The organism is Olivibacter sp. 47 (genome assembly GCF_030372825.1).
Taxonomy (GTDB): Bacteria; Bacteroidota; Bacteroidia; order Sphingobacteriales; family Sphingobacteriaceae; genus Olivibacter; species Olivibacter oleidegradans.
Map to the genome: position 1 here is coordinate 4,857,277 of NZ_JAUCNR010000001.1, position 21,635 is coordinate 4,878,911.

Annotated in this window: 15 protein-coding genes; 9 read left to right on the plus strand and 6 right to left on the minus strand. The window is 40.1% G+C overall.

Features of this window, described 5'->3' with window-relative positions:
- Positions 1–55 precede the first annotated feature (55 nt).
- Positions 56–1,795, plus strand: coding sequence for a sensor histidine kinase (locus QT327_RS21055; protein ID WP_013665357.1), 1,740 nt, complete (start codon positions 56–58; stop codon positions 1,793–1,795).
- Positions 1,796–2,038: 243 nt separating this feature from the next.
- A complete protein-coding gene (locus tag QT327_RS21060; protein WP_130856237.1) occupies positions 2,039–3,049 on the plus strand; it encodes a 3-oxoacyl-ACP synthase III family protein in 1,011 nt (336 codons plus the stop codon).
- On the opposite strand, the gene QT327_RS21065 is transcribed toward QT327_RS21060, so the two are convergent.
- From QT327_RS21065 to QT327_RS21075, 3 genes are all read right to left on the minus strand, one after another.
- Complete coding sequence (locus QT327_RS21065; protein WP_013665359.1) at positions 3,050–3,952, minus strand: magnesium transporter CorA family protein; 903 nt, start codon at positions 3,950–3,952, stop codon at positions 3,050–3,052.
- Between the two features lie 164 nt (positions 3,953–4,116).
- Positions 4,117–4,425 (minus strand): endonuclease/exonuclease/phosphatase family protein, encoded by a 309-nt coding sequence (locus QT327_RS21070; protein ID WP_289554465.1) that lies wholly within the window; start codon positions 4,423–4,425, stop codon positions 4,117–4,119.
- Positions 4,398–5,171 (minus strand): endonuclease/exonuclease/phosphatase family protein, encoded by a 774-nt coding sequence (locus QT327_RS21075; RefSeq protein WP_289553936.1) that lies wholly within the window; start codon positions 5,169–5,171, stop codon positions 4,398–4,400. Before QT327_RS21075 ends, QT327_RS21070 begins: the two co-directional genes overlap by 28 nt.
- A gap of 196 nt (positions 5,172–5,367) precedes the next feature.
- Between QT327_RS21075 and QT327_RS21080 the strand changes: the two genes are divergently transcribed.
- From QT327_RS21080 to QT327_RS21095, 4 genes are read left to right on the plus strand one after another with little or no spacing between them, the layout of a single operon-like run.
- Positions 5,368–6,315, plus strand: coding sequence for a glycoside hydrolase family 43 protein (locus tag QT327_RS21080; RefSeq protein ID WP_130856239.1), 948 nt, complete (start codon positions 5,368–5,370; stop codon positions 6,313–6,315).
- A gap of 60 nt (positions 6,316–6,375) precedes the next feature.
- Positions 6,376–7,239, plus strand: coding sequence for a dTDP-4-dehydrorhamnose reductase (gene rfbD / locus QT327_RS21085; protein ID WP_130856240.1), 864 nt, complete (start codon positions 6,376–6,378; stop codon positions 7,237–7,239).
- Positions 7,240–7,264: 25 nt separating this feature from the next.
- On the plus strand, positions 7,265–7,795 hold the full coding sequence (locus QT327_RS21090) for an NUDIX hydrolase (protein ID WP_013665363.1): 531 nt from the start codon (positions 7,265–7,267) through the stop codon (positions 7,793–7,795).
- A gap of 53 nt (positions 7,796–7,848) precedes the next feature.
- Positions 7,849–9,159, plus strand: a complete 1,311-nt coding sequence (locus QT327_RS21095; RefSeq protein ID WP_013665364.1) for a hypothetical protein — start codon at positions 7,849–7,851, stop codon at positions 9,157–9,159.
- Between the two features lie 68 nt (positions 9,160–9,227).
- Here QT327_RS21095 and gcvP read toward each other — a convergent pair whose 3' ends face one another.
- Positions 9,228–12,110, minus strand: coding sequence for an aminomethyl-transferring glycine dehydrogenase (gene gcvP / locus QT327_RS21100; RefSeq protein ID WP_130856241.1), 2,883 nt, complete (start codon positions 12,108–12,110; stop codon positions 9,228–9,230).
- A 255-nt stretch (positions 12,111–12,365) separates the two neighbouring features.
- Here gcvP and QT327_RS21105 point away from each other — a divergent pair, with 255 nt between their 5' ends.
- A complete protein-coding gene (locus QT327_RS21105; protein WP_165446977.1) occupies positions 12,366–12,542 on the plus strand; it encodes a hypothetical protein in 177 nt (58 codons plus the stop codon).
- Positions 12,543–12,636: 94 nt separating this feature from the next.
- Here the strand turns inward: QT327_RS21105 and QT327_RS21110 are convergent, their stop codons facing one another.
- On the minus strand, positions 12,637–15,354 hold the full coding sequence (locus QT327_RS21110; RefSeq protein ID WP_130856242.1) for a carboxypeptidase-like regulatory domain-containing protein: 2,718 nt from the start codon (positions 15,352–15,354) through the stop codon (positions 12,637–12,639).
- 458 nt (positions 15,355–15,812) lie between these two features.
- Between QT327_RS21110 and QT327_RS21115 the strand changes: the two genes are divergently transcribed.
- Both QT327_RS21115 and ruvA read left to right on the plus strand, forming a co-directional pair.
- Positions 15,813–18,110 (plus strand): NADP-dependent malic enzyme, encoded by a 2,298-nt coding sequence (locus tag QT327_RS21115; protein ID WP_013665367.1) that lies wholly within the window; start codon positions 15,813–15,815, stop codon positions 18,108–18,110.
- A 76-nt stretch (positions 18,111–18,186) separates the two neighbouring features.
- Positions 18,187–18,771, plus strand: a complete 585-nt coding sequence (gene ruvA, locus QT327_RS21120) for a Holliday junction branch migration protein RuvA (protein ID WP_130856243.1) — start codon at positions 18,187–18,189, stop codon at positions 18,769–18,771.
- Here the strand turns inward: ruvA and QT327_RS21125 are convergent.
- Positions 18,723–21,275, minus strand: a complete 2,553-nt coding sequence (locus QT327_RS21125) for a hypothetical protein (RefSeq protein WP_041387270.1) — start codon at positions 21,273–21,275, stop codon at positions 18,723–18,725. The genes ruvA and QT327_RS21125 overlap by 49 nt on opposite strands.
- Positions 21,276–21,635 lie beyond the last annotated feature (360 nt).

Genomic DNA, 21,635 nt, shown 5'->3' on the forward strand with positions numbered 1-21,635 from the left:
GGGAATGCGTCATTATAGGTGGCAGAAAAGAAGGGGATAAATAGAATGATGATCTATGAAGTTTAAGGTGCAAAGAAAACGAGAGAAGACTTCCGGTATTCTACAAAGACTACTATTTGTCTTCTTAATATTTGTGTTTTTACTCACGGCCGGTTCGCTTCTTTTAAGACACTCCATTGCAGAGAAGCTGGCTTATTTAAGCGTAAAACTTAAAGCACCTCCCGAAACAGGCGAAATAAGTAATGTCTTACTGGAGCTAAGTAGCGCCGAAAATGACTTTCAGCAAGCTAGTCTTTACGGCTATGGTGATAAACTCGATGAGTATCAACGAAAAGTATTGAGCGTCTTTGCTAAAATCGATACTATTTTGCACGAATATCCAATATTGGCGGACAGTCTAGGCAATTCATTGGACGAAAGAGAATTTAAAAAATATGTGGATGGAAAGCTGGATCTTTCGCTCAAAGTTTTCGCGCTAAAGAAAAGTTTCGACTCTTTACTGATAAAAAGTACGGATGAAAATATTTTTGGGAACAGCAAAGTTAGGATAGCTAAGGAAAGAAGACAAATACGCCGAAATGCAGAGCAAGATACCATCATAAGGGAAGTGGCGTCAGCGGTCAAGAAAAAAGGGTTCTTAAAACGTTTAAGGCAAGTTTTCTCCCCCGGTTCAGATACACTTCGTACAAAGTTACTACTCGTTGCGCGGGAAAATGCTGTGCGGGATTCGATTGCAAGAGAGTTGCAGATTCAGAATGAAAAAGGGCAGCAACAGCTCTTGGAAAGGTTAAGCAAAGAACATACATTACTTGCTCAATCTCAACAACAGCTCATATCTTCGAATTTATCACTCATCATACAATTACGGCAGCTTATCGATCAAATCAAAGATAATTACTTATTGACTTGGGAAAGAAATCAACGGGAAACCTTAGCTCAATATGAAGAAGCTGTTGATGATTTAGACAGTTTTACGATTACTGCCACTATCATGGTGCTGATTTTTGTTGCGCTTCTTTTGTTCTATATCAAAAAAGCTGCTAAAGCAGAAGATCAGTATAAAGTTGAAAACGCTCGTGCTATTGCGCTTGCGGAACAGAAATCGGAAATGCTTGCTACAATGAGCCATGAAATTCGAAATCCGTTGACAGCGATAACCGGGTTCGTTTATTTGATGAAAAATACACCGCTGACCGCTGAGCAGAACCGTATGGTAAGCTCAATAAAAGCTTCTTCAGATATGTTAATGGATACCGTGAATGATATTTTGGATATGACTAAAGTTGAAAGCCAACAGTCAGAAGTACTTAAAGTTGTTTCTTTTACTCCATTTCATGAAATTAAGGAAACGGTAGAAACCATGCGCTTCATAGCCATTAAGAAAAATATATCCTTAAATTTTAGTTTTGACGGTTCTCAGGACGAGATGGTTTATGGCGACCCTTTTCGACTGAAGCAGGTGGTCATCAATTTACTTGGGAATGCCATTAAATATACGGACATTGGAGGGGTGGAGGTGTATTGCACAATGAAAAAAGGTGAGCAAGACGGTATGCAGGAACTTACGGTACGTATTAAAGATTCCGGTATTGGCATTCCGCAAGAACAACAGACCAAATTATTTACTAAATATTATCAAGCGGGAAAGGAAAATGCAAGGCCTGGCACCGGTTTGGGCCTGTATATCTGCTACCAGCTGATTAAATTGCAACATGGGGACATCTACGTAGAGAGTGAAGAGGGAAAAGGTTCTACGTTTAGTTTTCGTATTCCCTTTAAATCAGCTAACGTTTGATCAATTGAATAGTAAAAATACAAAAGACTCTCTTATTTATTAAATAAACAACGTCATCCGTTGTAAATATCTTGTTTGATGTGTTTAGTTGATTTTTTGAACCAAATACCGTTTCAGGGTTTGATTTAAAGCCATTTTTCTCCGCCACTTTTATGTAATTTTCTTTGTCGGTTGTGTGGAAAATACCCTGAAAAGGAGTAGGTTTGCACTCTTTATTGAAATTTTGTTAATATAAAACCTTTTATGGGTGCTAGAATACAAGCGATAGAATACTATTTTCCAGAACAAAAAATTACCAACCAAGATCTTAGTGAGGAATTTCCGGATTATGATTTTTCTAAGTTTGAATATAAGATAGGTATAAGTAGTCGGTATGTTGCCGGAACAAATGAAACCGCTTTGGACTTAGCCGAAAAAGCTTGCCTAAAACTTTTTAAACGCATTAATAAGGCTAAAATCGATTATATTTTGTATTGTACCCAAAGCCCCGAATATATTATGCCGTCAACGGCTTGTATATTGCAGGATCGCCTGGCTCTTAATAAGACAGTGGGCGCTTTTGATTTCAATTTGGGATGCTCGGGTTATACCTATGGCTTGAGTATGGCGAAAGCTTTCATAGAAAGCGGCCAAGCCAATCACGTGTTATTGGTAACAACAGATACCTATTCAAAATATATCAATAGGAAAGACCGGTCTAATCGAGCGATCTTTGGCGATGCGGCAAGCGCAACCGTTATTTCGTCAAATGATGACAACGGAATCCATAAATTCAAATTTGGTACCGACGGAAAGGGGTATAATAAATTAATCGTTAAGAACGGTGGTACTCGATTTCCTGTTGATGGCCAAGCTGTGGAGCACCTTTATGGTAGAGGCAATGTTTATACGGAAAATAATCTTTATATGAACGGGCCCGAAATATTCCGTTTCACCAGTACTGTGGTGCCTCCTTTTATTGAGGAAGTTCTTACGCTCAACGCTGTAAAGAAGGAGGACGTTGGGCAGTTTATTTTTCATCAAGCAAATGCCCACATGTTAAAAGTGATGCGAGAACGCTTAACAATATCTCCTCAAAAGTTCTACATCAATTTACGTGATGGGGGAAACACCGTTTCTTCTACCATACCCATTGCATTGAAAAACTATTGCAAGGAGGATCTAACAGAAGAAAAGGCCTCCATTATTGTTGCCGGTTTCGGCGTTGGCTTGTCCTGGTCTGCCGGATTAATCGAAGTTTCAAAAAATCTATAATTATAGCCACCCTTTTTTTCTGAACCAAAAATAAATGGCTAAGGTGATAATCGCCATGACAAGCATTACTATTGGGTACCCTAAGTGCCAGTTAAGTTCCGGCATATAATGGAAGTTCATGCCGTATATCCCTACTATAAACGTTAATGGCATAAAAAAAACAGAGAAGATCGTTAATATGCGCATGATTTCATTTGTTCTATGGGAAGCGATGGAAAAGTAAGCCGATAGAAGCTGTGCGGTATTCTCTGAAAGATTGTCGTATATATTTTGCATTCGCACATATTGATCCCGTAAATCCCGGGTATAGATATTTCGTTGTTTGGGAGTATCTATTTTATCGATAATCTCATAAGACAAGATCAAGAGACGTTTGATCACATCGACTTTTCGTTTTACATAATAAAGCCCTCTTAAAACGGGTGCCTTGCGCTGCTTCAGGAAAACATTCTCTTCAAAATAATCTAACGACTGTGCCAACTTCACACTAGGCTCTTCAAAAGTAAGCAAGGACGCCCGTACAATACGGTTTACTATGCATATGGTGTCCTTACAGCCTCCTGCATCTATCGCTTTGGCTTTAACGTCGGCGATAAGAGGTTGTTCAGTTCTATGAACAGTGATGACATAGTCGGAAGTATAAAAAATGGCAATTTTATTTGTTAATTCCTGTATGGTATCCGCGTCATTCATGGGGTCCTGTGTGTATACTCGGACGATTATAAAGGTATAGCCGTCTACGATTTCATGCTTCGGTAAGTGGTCGGGCTGCATACAATCTTTAATAGATGTTTCATGTAATGCAAATCGTTTGCTTATGTCCAGGATTTCTTCCATAGAAGGATCTGTTAAATCGATCCAATCGAAACCGTGCGTATCCCTTGATGCGAATATTTTTTTCATTAGAATAAATTGTCTTTTAATGGCCATGAAACCCGCTTGCCTACTGCAAGTAACTATAAGCTTGGTTTATTCATGTCGTTCTCTACATGCTGTAGCATATAGTGTTTTCTTAACATCATTCCTTACCTCATCGTTTTTTGATAAACCAACTAAACTCGCTCGTTTTAAATTTCTGTCGGCTCTTGCTTTTTCTCTGTTGCTTCCTGTATGTCTTCGGCATCGGGTATCAAAGCCTCTTGTTGCTCTGAAGCCTTTGCTTCATATTGTATTTTTATAAAGATAGGGAAATGATCAGAATTAAAATTCGATAGTCGTTTCAACTCCCTAAGTTTGAAATCTGTCGAGAAAAAGGCATGATCAAGTGGAAAACGCAAAAAGGGATAATGTGCATGAAACGTGTTGTAAAATCCCCTGCCGCGGCGTGGATCGAGTAATCCACTCATTTTTAAAATAATTCCGTTGTATAGCTCCATGCTACATCATTTAGATCGCCGATGACAATAACCGGTCTACTGCTTCGTTTAGCTAAATCTGCTATTAGCAACAGTTCTTTGTCTCGTTCCGTAGATCGTGGGTTTTCATTCGGCACAGGGGGAGTAGGATGCACAGCATATAATTGCACCTCAAGTCCACTCCGGAGCGTTAATACGCAATGAATCGAAGGAATGTCCTTTTCAACCAAATAGCCGATCTTGGTAGCTGACAATGGTAATTTGGAATATAGCAGCATGCCATACGTATTCTCTAAGGGCACGCGTACATGATAAGGATATTCTTGGGATAAACTGCGTGTCTCAAGGTCCCATCGCTTGTTGGTTTCAAGCAATAAAACAACATCGGGATCAGCCCGGGTTATTTCTCCTAAGCACCCCGCAGTGTTTTTATTGTCTTGATAAACGTTAGATACCATTAAACTCACCGATTGCTCTTGCATATTGCCTTTGGCATATAATACCTGCTTTTTTGCAAGCGGCGTAAAGGGCATAATTTGTGACGATAGGTAAATGCCATTGATCATGATCACGGTAAGTGCAATCCAGTCAAAGATTACCGAACGGTCAAAATAACCAAGTAATAGTGCAAAACAAATGGCTGTCAATACTAGTTTTTGCAATCGCGGATAATCGAAAACCCTAAAAATCCAATATTCGTGTTTAATAAGGGGAATGAGGGTAAAACAAATAGTTAATAAAGAGACACTATATATAAAAACGTTCATAGGTAGTATATGCTGTTAATAGTCAAACATAAGAACAAAAACAAATGAATAAAAATTTTTCTTTTTCAGCTGCTTAAACTCTTTGCCGCCCGATTTAAATTAGAAAATCGATTTAGCATATAAAGGATAGTCGCATTAATTTGTTACTTTTAGGCACATTATTTATTGAAATCTTAAACAGATAATATTGATTGAAATGATTCGAGTTTATCGCTATTACGCAGCACTTCTTTTACTAAGCTTTTTCTTAGCCGCTTCAGTTGGTAAAGCGCAAACAAATCCGATTTTCGATGGTTGGTATGCCGATCCCGAAGGTATTAGATATGGCAATGAATATTGGATTTTTCCAACTTATTCAGCGCCTTACGAAGAACAGGTGTTTATGGACGCGTTCTCATCCAAAGATTTGAAAAATTGGAAAAAACACGCCGGAATAATTGACACTGCTGCGGTAAAGTGGGCAAAAAAGGCAATGTGGGCGCCAGCTGTTTTAATGAAGGATAAAAAATATTACCTGTTTTTTGGCGCAAATGATGTTCATGAAGGCGAAGTTGGTGGAATTGGTGTGGCGGAGGCTGAAAAACCACAGGGCCCTTATCGCGATTTACTCGGCAAACCCCTAATCAATGAAATCGTGAATGGCGCTCAACCAATCGATCAATTCGTCTTTAAAGATACTGATGGAACTTATTATATGTACTATGGGGGATGGGGGCATTGCAATGTGGTAAAATTAAAAGATGATTTTACCGGGATTGCTCCTTTTGAAGATGGCACTACCTATAGGGAAGTAACACCGGAAGGCTATGTCGAAGGGCCCTTTATGTTCGTCAGAAATGGAAAATACTATTTTATGTGGTCGGAAGGTGGATGGACCGGGCCCGACTATAAAGTAGCATATGCGATAGCCGATTCGCCTTTCGGCCCTTTCAGACGAATCGGAACAATTTTACAGCAGGACCCCGCTATTGCTACAGGCGCAGGACATCATTCCATCATACAAGGAAAAGGAAAAGACGAGTGGTACATCGTTTACCACCGTCGTCCTTTAGGAGAAACGAGTGCCCACCATCGCGTTACCTGTATAGATAGAATGTATTTTGACGAAAATGGTTTTATAAAACCCGTAGTAATGACTAAATAGTTATCTCTTTATACGTATAATGATCGAAGAAGAGATACAGGTTTAATTGTCAATAAAAAAATGAGTAAAATTATAGTACTAGGAGGCCAGGGGCAACTGGGGCAGTGCTTGCAATCCGTTTGCGAAGATAAGGCCATGGTTTTTTTATCATCGAAAGAGGCCGATATTAGTAATGAAGCTCAATTGGAGCAATGGTTCATTCAGTATAACCCCAGTCATATTATCAACTGTGCGGCCTATACCGCCGTTGATAAAGCGGAAGATGAAAAAGAGGAAGCAAGTAAAATCAATACGATAGCACCGGGTATCCTGGCCGGGTTATGCAAACGCTTCGATGCAATTTTAATTCATATTTCTACTGATTTCGTGTTTGAAGGTAATCAAACGGGTCTGTTAGAGGAAACGAGTATTGCCAATCCGACCGGTGTTTATGGACAAACTAAGTTAGATGGCGAAACGACCATTCAGCAAATATGGAATAAGCATATTATTATCCGTACAAGCTGGTTATATTCTGAGTATGCCAATAACTTTGTTAAAACGATGCTGCGACTCGCTCAAGATCGCGAGGAACTCAAGGTAGTGGCAGATCAGGTCGGAACTCCTACTTATGCACGCGACTTGGCCGAAGTCTTATGCAAAATTATTGATAACAATATTACAGAAGATGAATACGGTCTTTATCATTATAGCAATGAGGGAGTTGCAAGTTGGTACGATTTCGCCTATGCCGTTTTTGAATTGAGCAATACCAATATCCGCCTGTTTCCGATTAAAACTGCTGATTTTCCTACAAAAGCGAAGCGTCCGGCGTATTCTGTAATGGATAAATCAAAAATAAAAAAGCAATTCAATTTGGTTATACCGAATTGGCGGGATAGCCTAAAAAACTGCTTACAACGGTTAAAAGAAATTCAAAACTAATACGCCTCCCATCTATCTTAAACACATGAAGTGGAAAACCCTAACATCCGAATATTTAGTAAAGGCCCCTTGGGCCGTCTTAAGAAAAGATTCGTGCGAAATGCCTAATGGCCATATCGTGCCGGAATATTATGTATTGGAATATCCGAATTGGGTAAATGTGGTAGCATTTACTGAAAGAAACGAAATAATCTTAGTAAGGCAATATCGCCATGGCGCTGGTAAAGAGTTTTTGGAAATACCGGGAGGAGTCATTGATGAAGGTGAAGATGCACTGACTGCTGCTAAACGCGAAATGCTGGAAGAAACCGGCTACGCTTTCACGACAATGGAAAAACTCGTGGATTTGTATCCTAACCCTGCAACGAGCACTAATATTACGACAACTTATGTGGCTAAGGGTGGTGTGAAGGTGAAAGAACAGGCTTTGGATGATCAGGAAGAAATTGAGATTTTGCTTTATTCAGTTGATGACGTCAAAAGGTTGCTAAAAGAAAATAAGATTGGCCAAGCGCTTCATACGGCAGCACTCTTTTATGCGCTTTATGAGTTGTAAAAAACTCCTCATTCATCGTTTAGAACTCTTAACTAAATCTTTACCTTTGCCCCATGGCAAGAGAGATTTTGGAAAATAAGCGTAAAGCGCTAAAAATTAATTTAAGTGAACAGATCTACGGCACTTTTGCGGAAATAGGTGCCGGACAGGAAGTAGCACGAAATTTTTTCACCGCTGGAGCGGCGTCGGGAACCATCGCTAAAACTATGAGTGCATACGATATGGCTTTTAGCGATGCCATTTATGGCGCTGAGGCAAACGGACGCTATGTGAGTAGTTCGCGTTTGGAGAAGATGCTCGATCATGAATACCAGCTGCTTACCGATCGACTGAAAGGGCCTAAATATCAGAACCGTAAGTTCTTTGCCTTTGCCGATACGGTAACTACCTTGAATTTTAGTAAAACGAACGATCCACATGGGTGGATTGGACTTCGCTTTCAATCGGAAGTAGGAGGGGAGCCAAATGATATTATTTTTCATGTACGCCTCTTAGATAGCGACGCTTCATTGCAACAAAAAGTTTTAGGGGTATTAGGTGTTAATCTTGTATTCGCGGCTTATTTTTATATTCATGATGTACAAACGATGATTGAAAGCCTGGTGGACAATTTAGCTGCGGGATCGGTTGAAATCGACTTAGTTAAGCTGAATGGATCTGCATTTAAAAATGTGAGTGAACGGCTGGTTAATTTGTACCTCATCGCTAAAGGCTTCTCACGGGCTGCAATCTTCGATGAAGAGGGGCATGCACATCAGGCAAAAGACTTTCTTTACAAAAAGGATGTTATTATTCTGAGAACAAAATATAAACAGAAATCCAATCCAAATTTTGATTTATTCAATTTGGCTGTTGATCAGTTTAAGCGCAACCTGGGAATCAAGGATAAAAATCTTCTTGTTATGATTGAGGTGCTGATGTCAAACGCGTTGGAGGATCATCCCGTCCTGAGTAACGAAGATTTGGAATATTTCGCTAAGCGAGCTGAAGAACTATGTGCTACGGGGAATCATATTCTGGTGTCTAATTTCACGAGAAATCATAAATTGGCTGAATTCCTTGCCCAGTTTAAACCAAACAATGTCGGTATTTCTACCAATATTTCCAATCTCCGTAATATCTTCAACTCCAAAAACTACGGTGAAAGTTATGCTGATGAGTTGTTAGCCTACGTGAGTGGCATGTTCAGTAAAAACGTAAAGCTGTATGTTTATCCTTATCTAGATAGAAAAAACAATGAAATCATAACTACTCAAAATATGCCGGTATCTCCTGAAGCCAAACCACTCTTTGATTTCCTCATTCAAAACCATTATATTATTGATATAGAAAATTACGACGAACGTTTTGTGAAAACGGTTTAATTAGCTGTTAGCATTTAGGTATTAGCCATTAGCGAACAACTAATAGCTAATACCTAACCGCTTACCTCCTAATAGCTCGCGGCTGCCTCCTCATATTCACTTAAAGGCGGGCAAGAACATACTAAAGAGCGGTCACCGTAAGAATCATTCACTCTTCCTACTGCGGGCCAAAATTTATGTGCAGCAACATATGGGAGAGGATATGCGGCTTCTTCCCTTGTATAAGGTCTATTCCATTCATTGGCACTAACTACTGCCAAAGTATGTGGCGCATGCTTTAATACATTTTCGTTTTTATCCACCGCTCCCGACTCAATGGCAGCAATCTCCCTTCTGATAGCCAAAAGCGCATCGCAAAAACGATCTAATTCTGCTTTTGGCTCCGATTCTGTCGGTTCTACCATAAGCGTACCGGCAACAGGGAAAGACACCGTTGGTGCATGGAAGCCGTAGTCCATTAAGCGTTTAGCAATATCGCCTACTTCAACACCATAACTCTTGAAGCTTCGACAGTCGAGAATCATTTCATGGGCACATCGGCCACTAGCGCCTGCATACAATATTTTATAATCGTGTTCAAGCCTAGCCTTAATATAATTGGCATTAAGAATAGCAAATTTAGTAGCATTGGTTAGGCCGTCGGCACCCATCATCGCGATATAAGCATGCGAGATAAGTAAAATAGAAGCTGATCCAAACGGTGCTGCTGCAACGGCAGAGATAGACTTGCCTTCATTAATATTAACCACTTCATGGCCAGGTAAGAAGGGTACTAAATGCTCGGCAACACCAATAGGTCCCATCCCGGGGCCACCACCACCGTGCGGAATACAAAAAGTCTTATGAAGATTGAGGTGGCAAACATCTGCGCCGATACTTGCAGGACTTGTTAAACCAACCTGCGCGTTCATGTTGGCACCATCCATATATACCTGACCGCCATTTGCATGGATAACCTGGCAAATATCGATAATCGATTCTTCAAATACCCCATGGGTAGATGGGTAGGTAACCATCAAACAACTTAAATTATCCTTATGCAGTTCAGCCTTGGATTGCAAATCGGCCACATCAATATTACCACGCTCATCACAGTTTACAACAACGATTTTCATGCCGGCCATCGAAGCAGAGGCCGGGTTGGTACCATGTGCAGACGATGGAATGAGCACGACGTTGCGGTGATGGTCGCCTCGGTCTTCATGGTATGCTCTAATAACCATGAGACCTGCATACTCACCTTGTGCACCGGAATTGGGCTGAAAACTCATTTTAGCAAAGCCGGTGATGGCAGAAAGCCACCGGTTTAGCTCGTCAAGCATTTGCATATAACCACCAACCTGATCGATGGGGGCAAAAGGATGTACTCTATTGAACGACTCCCAAGATACAGGTATCATTTCGGTTGTAGCGTTTAACTTCATCGTACAAGATCCCAGTGGAATCATCGAATGGCAGAGCGATAAATCTCTAGCTTCGAGCGATTTGATGTAGCGTAGCATTTCGTGCTCAGCATGGTGCGTGTTAAACACTTCATGCGTTAAATAGGCCGAGGTACGTTGCAGCGCGGTTGGGATTACGCTTTCCAGTGCTGATGTTTTGAATTCAACATCCGCCAAATTTTTTGCTTTTACCTTCGCAAAAACACGAACAATTTCTTTGATATCCTCCAAGCTGGTGGTCTCATCTAATGAAATATGGACGGTTTCGCCTTGGTAGTGAAAGTTCATTTCATGGTTCAGCGCTTCTGCATGTAACGGATTACATAAATCACCAAGATGGAAGGTTAGGGTGTCAAAATAGGCCTCATTCTCTTGTCTATAGCCAAGCGATGTAAGCGTATTAGACAAAAGCACGGCTAGTCCATGAATTCTTTCTGCAATAGCGCGTAAGCCTTGTGGTCCGTGATAGGTGGCGTAAAACCCCGCCATAATAGCAAGAAGCGCCTGCGCCGTACAAATATTAGAGGAAGCTTTGTCCCTTCGAATATGCTGTTCACGTGTTTGTAAAGCCATTCGCAGCGCGTAATTCCCCGATGAGTCGATGGTGACCCCAATAATCCTGCCCGGAATATTACGTTTATAAGCGTCCTTTGTTGCAAAGAAAGCTGCATGAGGACCGCCAAAACCCATAGGGACACCAAAGCGTTGCGAGGAACCAACCACAATGTCTGCTCCCCATTCTCCCGGTGGCGTTAGCAAGGTAAGGCTCATCAGGTCGGCCGCAACACTCAAAGTTGCTTGATGTGCATGAACCTTTTCAGCAAAGCTGCGGTAATCAAATACCTTACCGTCGCCGGCCGGATATTGGACTAAAGCTCCAAAGATATTTTCATTAAATTCGATCGAAGTATGATCACCAACTAAAAGTTTGATGCCGTAAGAAACGGAACGTGTCCTTAATACATCTAAGGTTTGTGGAAAAACATTCTCTGATACAAAAAAAGTATCGGCATCTTTATTTTTACGTAGGCTATACTGCATAAACATCGCTTCTGCAGCAGCAGTTGCCTCGTCTAATAAGGATGCGTTCGCTATTTCCATACCGGTAAGGTCAATGATAACCGTTTGGAAATTTAATAAAGCCTGTAATCGGCCTTGTGCTATTTCAGCTTGGTAAGGTGTGTATTGTGTATACCAGCCTGGATTTTCAAATACATTTCGCAAAATAACACTGGGTGTAATCACATCGTAATATCCTTGGCCGATGTAAGATTTGAACACTTTGTTTTTAGAAGCAATTTGCTTCAATCGTTGTAAATATCCCGTTTCAGTTAAAGCCGGTGGTAAGCTTAAGGGACTTTTTAAACGAATTTTAGTTGGAACGGTTTCATCAATCAACTGATCGATGCTATTAACGCCAATAGTTTTAAGCATCTCAGGAACATCTTGCTTATTCGGCGCAATATGGCGTTCCTCAAATTTCTCTTGAAAATTTATGTTTAAGTTCATTCATGTATGAATTATAGACGCAGTTTCAATCTAAGTAACAGAGCATAAAGCTGTTTAAGAGGGATTTAGCTGGTTGTTACCCATTTTAAGATCTCTTCATTTAAGGGCACAAACATAGATAAAATGCCCTTCATTTGCAAGTCATTAACACAGCTTATCTATACACACTTTGTCATTTTTATGTGGCGATAAAATTAAAGAATGGACGCTGTTAAAAAGATTTTACCTAGCTTTGAATATCGAAGACTACTAAGTATGAAAAAATCGTTACCACTGATCGCGATGGTTTCCGGGTTTATATCTTTTATTGGAATTATTTACATGATGCTGCATCCCGAATTACCCAGTATATTGGTTTTTCTAATCTACGGGCTAGCTACCTGTGCAGGTGTATGTGGTTTACTTTTAATCGGAAAAAAAAGAGAACGTTAGCCAATACAACATTTGCATATTGGCTAACTACTCGCTAATTGTAATCGCAAGGTTATGAACCCACTTTGTGCGGTTATCACATTGACGATTGTTTTTATTCCACCTTGTAACGATAAACAGCCCGCCCGATATTGCCGTTCTCATCGATTCCTTCTACCACAGCTTTATAAGTGCCTAGGCCGCTAGCATTATAGAATTGGAAACTCGCTTTCCCTTGACTATCGGTAATAACATCCGGATTCCAATAAACGGTGGTACGCCAATCGATTCCGGGAGTACTGGTTGCCGTATATTTCGGTAGGTAAAAGCTGCGTTCAGCTTGGTAGCCTAAAGGTGTAATCGTTACGATGTTAGATTTTGGCAAAAGATTTTCCAATTCAGCCTTGCTGATGCGCGTACCTTGTGGTTTCTTTTTCGTGTTGATCACCAATACGCCATTGCTTTGGTAGGTTCTGTTTACGGTGCCCAGATCATCACGTAAAAATATCTCCACTGACTCCACCTCTGCCGGACTAACGGTATTGATGCCATTCACATCAATGGCCATTCCATTTAAAAACACCTGTACCGGTGTCCGATTTCCTTGGTTATAATCTCGTGTGATGTAAAAGTTGTTGTCCATAAAGGTTAAACCCATTGCGGCTGTCTGTAAGCAATTAATAAGCAGATTACAACCGGTGAATCGAGCGCCGTCAATCAGGTGGTCGGGGATCGGGCTTAAGCCTGATAAAGCCGGGTACTGCGTATGGCGAGGTTTTGGTGCTACTCTTTCCGTAATAACGACTTCTTCTAAAAGCCGCTCAGTTCGATACTGCCTTGCACTATTTTTAAGATAGGGCGTTAATGTACTATCTATATTAAGTATTTCGTCCGGTGCGGTGAAACCTGGTGTGATAGCAGGAAATGCGTCTCCATTCAATGTGATCTTTAAATTTTTATAGTTCTCATTGTTCCTTGCGCTGATAGTGACCTGTGCCGAGTCAGTAAACATAACATTGCTAAACTTGAAGTTACCCTGTTCATCGGAGTAAGTTTCAACTGTCTTCTTATCATTGCCTATGCTCAATTCGAGTTTGCCGTTAGGTACTGCTATTCCGTTTAATAGGCGGAGTGTGCCGGTGATATCAATGCCCTGTTCCGGTAAGAAAGAAACAGGAGGTATTTTATCACCGATAATATCTTTATAATCAAAACGGCGATACCCTTGCGTCAACATAAGTATGTCTAAATGGCTGCGAGTTTCAGGTGTTACTTTTTTGAAGTAATAGTTCGGTTGCTCCACATAACCCTTGATATCTGAGGTTAACAACAGGCTGCTAAGAATTGTTGTCTCTGCATTTTCGTTGAAAGGAACCTTCGACTCGTCAATAACCGAAACAGAAAAAGTTCCAACGGATTGTGAGCTATCCGTGGATGCATTTAAATGTAATTGAACGGCCTGCTTCGCTGCATAACTTTTTTTATCGGAGCTTAATGTAAGTTTAAGTTCGTTCGCACGTTGAATAAAGACCAGTCGCTCACTCAAAGGGATACCGGAAGGGGAAAGTAGGGTGAATTGTACAATGCCTGACGGAAATTTATTCTTTGGTACGGAGGCATTGATGCTCGCACTGTTCAAAGGGGTTTGCGCTGCATAATAGATTACACCATCGCTTTGCGCGACTAATGAGAAAACTTTATTCTGATTTTGTTGTAGATAAAGATCATTCGAAATAATTTTCACAGCTATGTTTAAACTGTCTGAGGGATCAACGGCCAGACTCGTTCCGAAAGGTCGTACCTTCGGAAGTTGATAACTGTACGTAGCACCGTTTTCGGTTGTAACTTTTGCAGTGTATACAGCATCCGCTTTAGGCGTTAAACTAAATTTGCCCATGCCTAGATGTTGGGTCTCAATGCTTGCAACTTCCTGGTCCTGTTGATCTACCACTTTGCCTTTGATAGCCACTCCCAATCCATCACCTCCTACCGCCTTGAAGGCAACTTCACTTGGTAAATCGGCAATTAAATATCCGCCTTCCGGAAAAAATTGGACATCCGGTGTCTGAAATGCCCCACGTAGTTGATAACTTGTGTTAACGGAGCGGTTATTGTCCAAACTAATGGACGTATTTAATATCCCGTCTTTTAAAGCCTGTTGTTGCTCATTCGATAGACTTACTTGCAAATAGCCATTTTTGTCAGTATTACCTCTTCCTTTGCTTAAGCTGCTTGTGCCGCGTATAAGTTCCCAGGAAACCCGTTTATCTATTAATGGCTTCCCTTCTTCGTCTGTATAGCGGATTCGGCCGTTAACAGTTGTTGCTTTTCCTCCGGGGGCAGCAACAAAACTAGCGTGAGTTTTTACCCTTTTATTGAAAACGTCTCCAATAATGATATTTTTATTAAAAAAATAATTCGGGTCAAAATTCATCATGTATTTTGTATATGCTCTAATGCGATAATTCCCCTGTTTATAGATAAGCGGGTCTAAAACGAGACTTCCATTGCCCGTGCCGTTATTGCTGGGAATCATGGAGGTTTTCATTAAGGAATCTCGGCTATTGAGCACCTCTATGTAGACAACCTTACTAAGATTCGAAAGTTGATGATGACTGGTCAAATAAGATTTAAACCATATGGTGTCGCCCACAGCATAATAGGGTTTGTCAAAATGGAGATAAACTTTTTCAATAGGTTGCTGCGTAGCTAAGGTATTGGTTTTTTCAACAATGGTATTTAAATTAATTCCCTTTTGTCGGGATTGACTCCAGACTTGTAGGCTGTAAAACGATAAAATAGCAAAAAGTAAATATCGGTTGAGCTGTCTCATATAGTGATTGTCGAATTTTTTATAAATCGCTAATTTATCGATTTATTCATTTACTTCTGTTTTTTAACAGATTTTTAACAAAACTTATACTATATCATAGGCCCTCGTTAATCATCATGTACTGCTGCATCCTTAACCTCCTCATCTGCTCATAGCTAGGGTTTAAATAGACATGAAGTAAATGTACGAGCCAAAAATATGTATTTACAGAGAAGGTACTTTAAGGTTACACGAAAGATACTTCATAGGTGCTTTAAGCTGGCATTGCTGTTAAGTGATACCGATTAGGGCATATATTCGCGTTTCCTTCCATGATCTTAACACTTGCTCAAATCAATAGGTGAAATGCTAGGTAGTACTCACAAAACTTCCTACCTTTGGTGCTTCATCAGATTTGCCATACAAATACGATTGTTGGTAAAAATGAGAAAGAATATAGAATAAAAGAAATAATTAAAATGAGCAAAATTAATCGTAAGCAAGATGCGCTAGACTATCATGCTAACGGCCGTCCGGGTAAAATTGCCGTAATACCTACCAAACCAACGAATTCGCAACGAGATTTATCATTGGCCTACTCACCGGGCGTTGCTGATCCCTGTTTGGAAATTGCCGCCAATAAAGAGGATGTCTATAAATATACAGCCAAAGGAAATTTGGTGGCTGTTATCAGCAATGGAACTGCCGTGTTAGGACTGGGTGATATCGGACCTGAGGGGGGGAAACCTGTTATGGAAGGAAAGGGTCTTTTGTTTAAAATATTTGCCGATATTGACGTCTTCGACTTAGAACTTGATACCAAGAATGTAGATGATTTTGTCCGCACGGTTAAAATATTGGAACCTACGTTTGGAGGAATCAATTTAGAGGATATCAAGGCGCCGGAATGTTTTGAGATTGAGCGTCGATTAAAAGAGGAAATGTCTATTCCGGTTATGCATGACGATCAGCACGGTACCGCCATTATCTCCGGTGCTGCCTTAATCAATGCCTGTGAGTTACAAAAGAAAAAGCTGGAAAAAGTTAAAATCGTTGTTAATGGAGCTGGGGCTGCTGCTATTTCTTGTTCACGTATTTATGTTTCGCTAGGTGCAAAGCCGGAAAATATTGTGATGATTGATCGGGCGGGTGTAATAAGAAAAGATAGGGAAAACCTAGACGCATTAAAGGGTGAATTTGCGACTGATCGGAACATTCATACTTTAGAAGAGGCTATTAAAGACGCCGATGTATTCATCGGCCTTTCTGCGGCCGATGTACTAACAGCCGATATGCTAAAAACCATGAGCAAAAATCCCATTGTTTTTGCCATGGCAAACCCAAATCCTGAAATCGCGTACGACTTGGCCGTAAAAACGCGTAAGGATGTTATCATGGCGACAGGCCGTTCTGATTATCCAAATCAGGTGAATAATGTATTAGGTTTCCCTTATATATTCAGAGGTGCCCTTGATGTACGAGCTACAGGTATTAACGAAGAAATGAAATTAGCGGCGGTATATGCTATTGCGAAGTTGGCGAAAGAACCGGTGCCGGAATCTGTAAATCTCGCCTATAATATAAACAACCTCAAATTTGGTAAAGACTACATCATACCTAAACCAACTGATCCGCGTTTGATTACGGAAGTTGCCCCTGCTGTTGCGAAGGCAGCTATCGAATCTGGTATTGCAAGGGCAGAAATTAAAGATTGGGAAGCATATAAAGAAAATCTTAGAAAGCGTTTAGGTTTAGATGACGTCTTAATGCGCGACTTAAGTGCTGCAGCGCGGCAAAGCCCTAAACGTGTTGTTTTTGCGGAGGCAGATAACTATAAAATCCTAAAAGCAGCCCAAATCGTTAAAGATGAAGGTATTGCTCACCCCATTCTGCTGGGTAGAAAGGAGAAGATCCAGCGTATCATCTCCGAGCATGCTTTAGACCTACCAAATGTTACAATCATTGATCCGTTGGAGGAGATCGATACGCCAAAATTTAAACAATATGTAGAGGCACTTTATAGAAAAAGGCAACGTCGCGGTATTACCTTGTTAGAAGCTAATAAATTTATGTTAGATCGTAACTACTATGGCGCAAGTATGGTCGAGTTCGGTGAAGCAGATTGCCTGATTTCCGGTTTGACAAAAAATTATGCGACAACTATTCGTCCGGCACTGCATGTCATTGGTACTCGTTCAGGTAGCCGCGTTGCAGGTATGTATATGATGCTAACAAAGAAAGGGCCTGTTTTCTTTGGAGATACAACTGTAAACAAAAATCCAACTGAAGAAGAATTGGTAGACATCACGGTACTCCTGCATGATGCGGTCAAGAAAATGAATATTGACCCGCGAATTGCCATGTTGTCCTACTCAAATTTTGGTTCAAACGAAGGGGAGATCCCTACAAAGATGCGTAATGCAGTTAAAACGCTGCATGAGAAATATCCTCATATTGTAGTGGACGGAGAAATGCAGGCCAATTTTGCCACTAATAGTCAAATGTTGGCAGAGAATTTCCCGTTTACCAATTTGAGTGGCGGCCCCGCCAATGTATTGGTTTTCCCTACTTTAGAATCAGGTAATATTGCTTATAAATTATTGCAAGAGTTAGGAGAAGCAGAGGCAGTAGGACCAATTTTGTTGGGACTTAATAAACCGGTGCACGTTTTACAGCTAGGCAGTTCTGTCCGAGAAATTGTGAACATGGTCACTATTGCGGTCGTCGACGTGCAAGCCAAAGAGAAAGAAGCGGTAGGGAAAGAGAAAAAGAAGTAGATTTTTTAACTAGCTAGTCGGTGATAACCAACTAGCTAGTAATTATACTAACAACTAAAGGTTAATACCTAAAGAAATGTACGAATATTTAAATGGAAAACTGGCATACAAATGTCCCACGTATGTGGTACTGGATGTGAATGGCGTCGGCTATCATGTTAACATTTCTTTGTATACATTCGGTAAGATCAAGGATTGTGAGCAATGTAAGCTCTATGTTAGTTTTCAGGTTAAAGAGGACGCTCATTCACTATATGGATTTGCAGAAGAAGGAGAACGTAAATTATTCAATCACTTACTGTCTGTTTCGGGTATTGGAGCGAGTACAGGACGAATGATTCTGTCATCGATTACGCCAACTGAAATCCAAACCGCTATTGTCCAAGGCGATGTAAAGCAAATACAACGCATTAAAGGAATCGGACCTAAGTCTGCGCAACGCATTATATTAGAGCTGCAAGACAAGTTAAAGAAAGAGGGTGCCGACACCCTGATATCGGTTCCACAACATCAGTCTGTACCTGAGGAGGCTCTTACAGCCTTAGTAATGCTTGGTTTCAATAAAGCGCAAGCTGAAAAAGTACTAACCGAAATTCAAAAAAACAATGCCGCTCAATTTACCGTCGAGGAATTGATTAAAGAGGCCTTACGGAGGTTATAAAAACTTTCCGGTTTATATCGACTGTGCTCGAACAAGGCTTGCAAAGCAGTTTGATGTTCTGCTATTAAACTCTTTTGATCTTCTTGTAATGAGGAAAGAACATAAACTCTGACTTTTGCCTCGTAAAACTTCAGATTAAACTGTTTTGAAATCAATATTAATTGGCGGGCAAGGTGCAAGAAATCTCTATGCTGGTTTCTTAACAAGTCCAGATCCAATAAGCCTAATTGTAGTCGATTGATCGTGTGGGAGCTATTTGTCTGTACAGCCTCTTCCTTTGCTTGTAAAGCAAGGTCTGTTTGATCCATCGCTAGATATCGTTCGGCGAATGCCAGCTGAATACAGGCTTTAAAGTCGCTGGTCACTTTCCTATTCATATCCAAGCCATACTGATTTACAATCTGAAGATATTGCAAGGTGATTTCCTCGGAAGTTTTAATCTTTAACAAAATGTAGCCCAAGACATAAATAAGTTGTTTATGTACAAGATTTGTGCTCCGCTCAGGATAACGGCAAAATAAACGTATTTCGTCAATGGCATCTTCTTTTAAAACGTTATGCCGATAATAATGGTGGATATTTTCGATAATGAGCAAGGGATTCAATGAAAAGTCTGCAAAATGCTCTCGAGGCATTGAACGTAATATTTCAATATGTTTCAAGGTCTCTTCATCACGCAGATATAGCAATTCAAAAAAGGCTAGTGAAGTGTGAAGTAAAATTTTTTGTTGTGGAGAAATATGATATTGAAGCAATTTTTTAAGTGCTAGCTCATATTCTGTTTCCAATAGTATATGGTCCAGGGCGATATCAATAAAGGCTGAGTTGGCAAAAGCCCGATTAAGGGTGCTACCGATCGCTGGATTAGCATTTATTACGTAATCGAGGTTGCTACAGGTAAATAAAATGAGCGAAGCTTGATAGGGTTCAATGAACTCAACGTCTTGCATGTGGTTGAAAATATCCAAATCACCTGTTTCAAGTGAAAAAATGATAAACCACTTTAATAATGTAAGTTTTATGCTATCCGTATAAGGGCTGCTTTGAACCCAATCGATCAAGGCTTTATCGACCTGCCCATGTTGTTTGTCGAGAACATCCTGAGTGATAAAATAGGAAGCAAGAACTAACGACTTGAACCTTATCTGGTAAGCGGCTCTCGTACCTTTTTCTTCTTGATGTTCATAAAGGATGCCTGCATGCAAAAGTTCGCTATAAATGCTGTTATTTTCTTTAATAATGGCATATGCTTCTTTTTTGTTGATGTATGCGTGATCATCCGAAAAATTCACCATTCCAATCAGCTGGCTGAGCATAACCTGTTTTTCAGCAGCCAATGCGCCCTTAAGAATATTCTTGTGTAAGTATAAAGAGGCAATTGCAAATTCATCTGCCGGATTTAATTGATCAACTCCCAGACTATCACCTTTTAACTGATAGTAATATTGAAAGTGTAAGGGCAAGCTAATTACCGGAAAATATTTTCTGGCATAATCTGTGTCGATAGCCTTGGCATTGCTAATCTTGTCAATTAATTCATGAATCTCCTGGCTTGTAAAGGCTGGTAGGTTAACGGCATTTGCGCGTTTGCTGCAAGGGAAATCGGTAAACCAGAGCTTATTGATTTCTGAATGATTTTCGATGAGGTGCCCGTACTTTTGCCAAGTAGAGGGACGAAGCGTAATGATGATCTTCATCCAAGGATAATTGGATAGATAGACCGTCATATCAATCAGTTGTTTGAAAACAATGTCAAATAATCGATTATTGATAAGATTATTGTTGAAATCGTCTATGATGATATAAAAATTTCCCGGTGCTCCCTTTTCATACTGTAAGATAAAATCTTCAAAATGTTGTTGTTGAGGAAAATTAAGTAAATGTGCCAGCCATTTGTTGCTATGAAATCCAAAACCCGCAGCAAAAAAGAGCGAAGAGCTGTTCACATGTAGAAAAATGTTACTCCTGTTTTCTACATGGTTTGCTGCCAATTGCCTATCTACCCAATGCGTGATACCAATCGTTTTGCCCATTCCTGAAGGTGCACTGATAATGCAGCCCGTGGTATCGGTCTCTAAAAAACGCTGAATATGATCTGTGATCGACTGCCGTTCAATGGTATATAAATAGGAAATTCCACACTTATGTTTATTTGTTTGGATGGTAAAACGTGTGATATTATGTGCAGCTTGTGCGATTTCGTTCCAGGTAATATGTTCTTTGGAATCATCTTTTTGCGTCTCCATCTGTTTGATGAAGTCTGTCCAACTATCGTAACCACAATACTGCGATAGCGCATTCAACGTAAAAGTAGAGGGCGCATAACGGGCGTGTGCAAAACCGTATACACGCTTGATCGTCGTTTGACTGATCGTTTTGTGCGTTTTGGTTGAGATATCCAATGCAAGTTTATAGCAATCAGCGGCGATGATGTTATCAATCTTCGCAATTTCTAATACCTTATTTTTTAACTCTTGAATATGAGGTTGTAAAAATATCTTCATGCTTTCTGTTTTGGTCAACAACTGTGTTAATGCACCGTGTGATAAAGATAAGAGTTAAAGTTTTGGTTAACAAAAACAGAAAGCTTAATAAAAATGAAAATTTCTTTCGCAAAATTTAAAAGCACTTTTTTTTCTTGAGAGCGTAAAGTAGGAGAGCAGTTAGTGTTTTCCATCTACTTAATATGTAAATCCTTTGTTTTATAGCTTTTTAACAATCTTTTTACATCAATAACCTAGCAATCAATTATTGATAAGTAAGTTCTGAACAGTGTGATTAGTGTGAAAAAATTGTGAATAAATGTGTTGTTTGTTTTAAAAACTGAACAAACTGAACATGAATTTGTATTAGTGAACACCGTG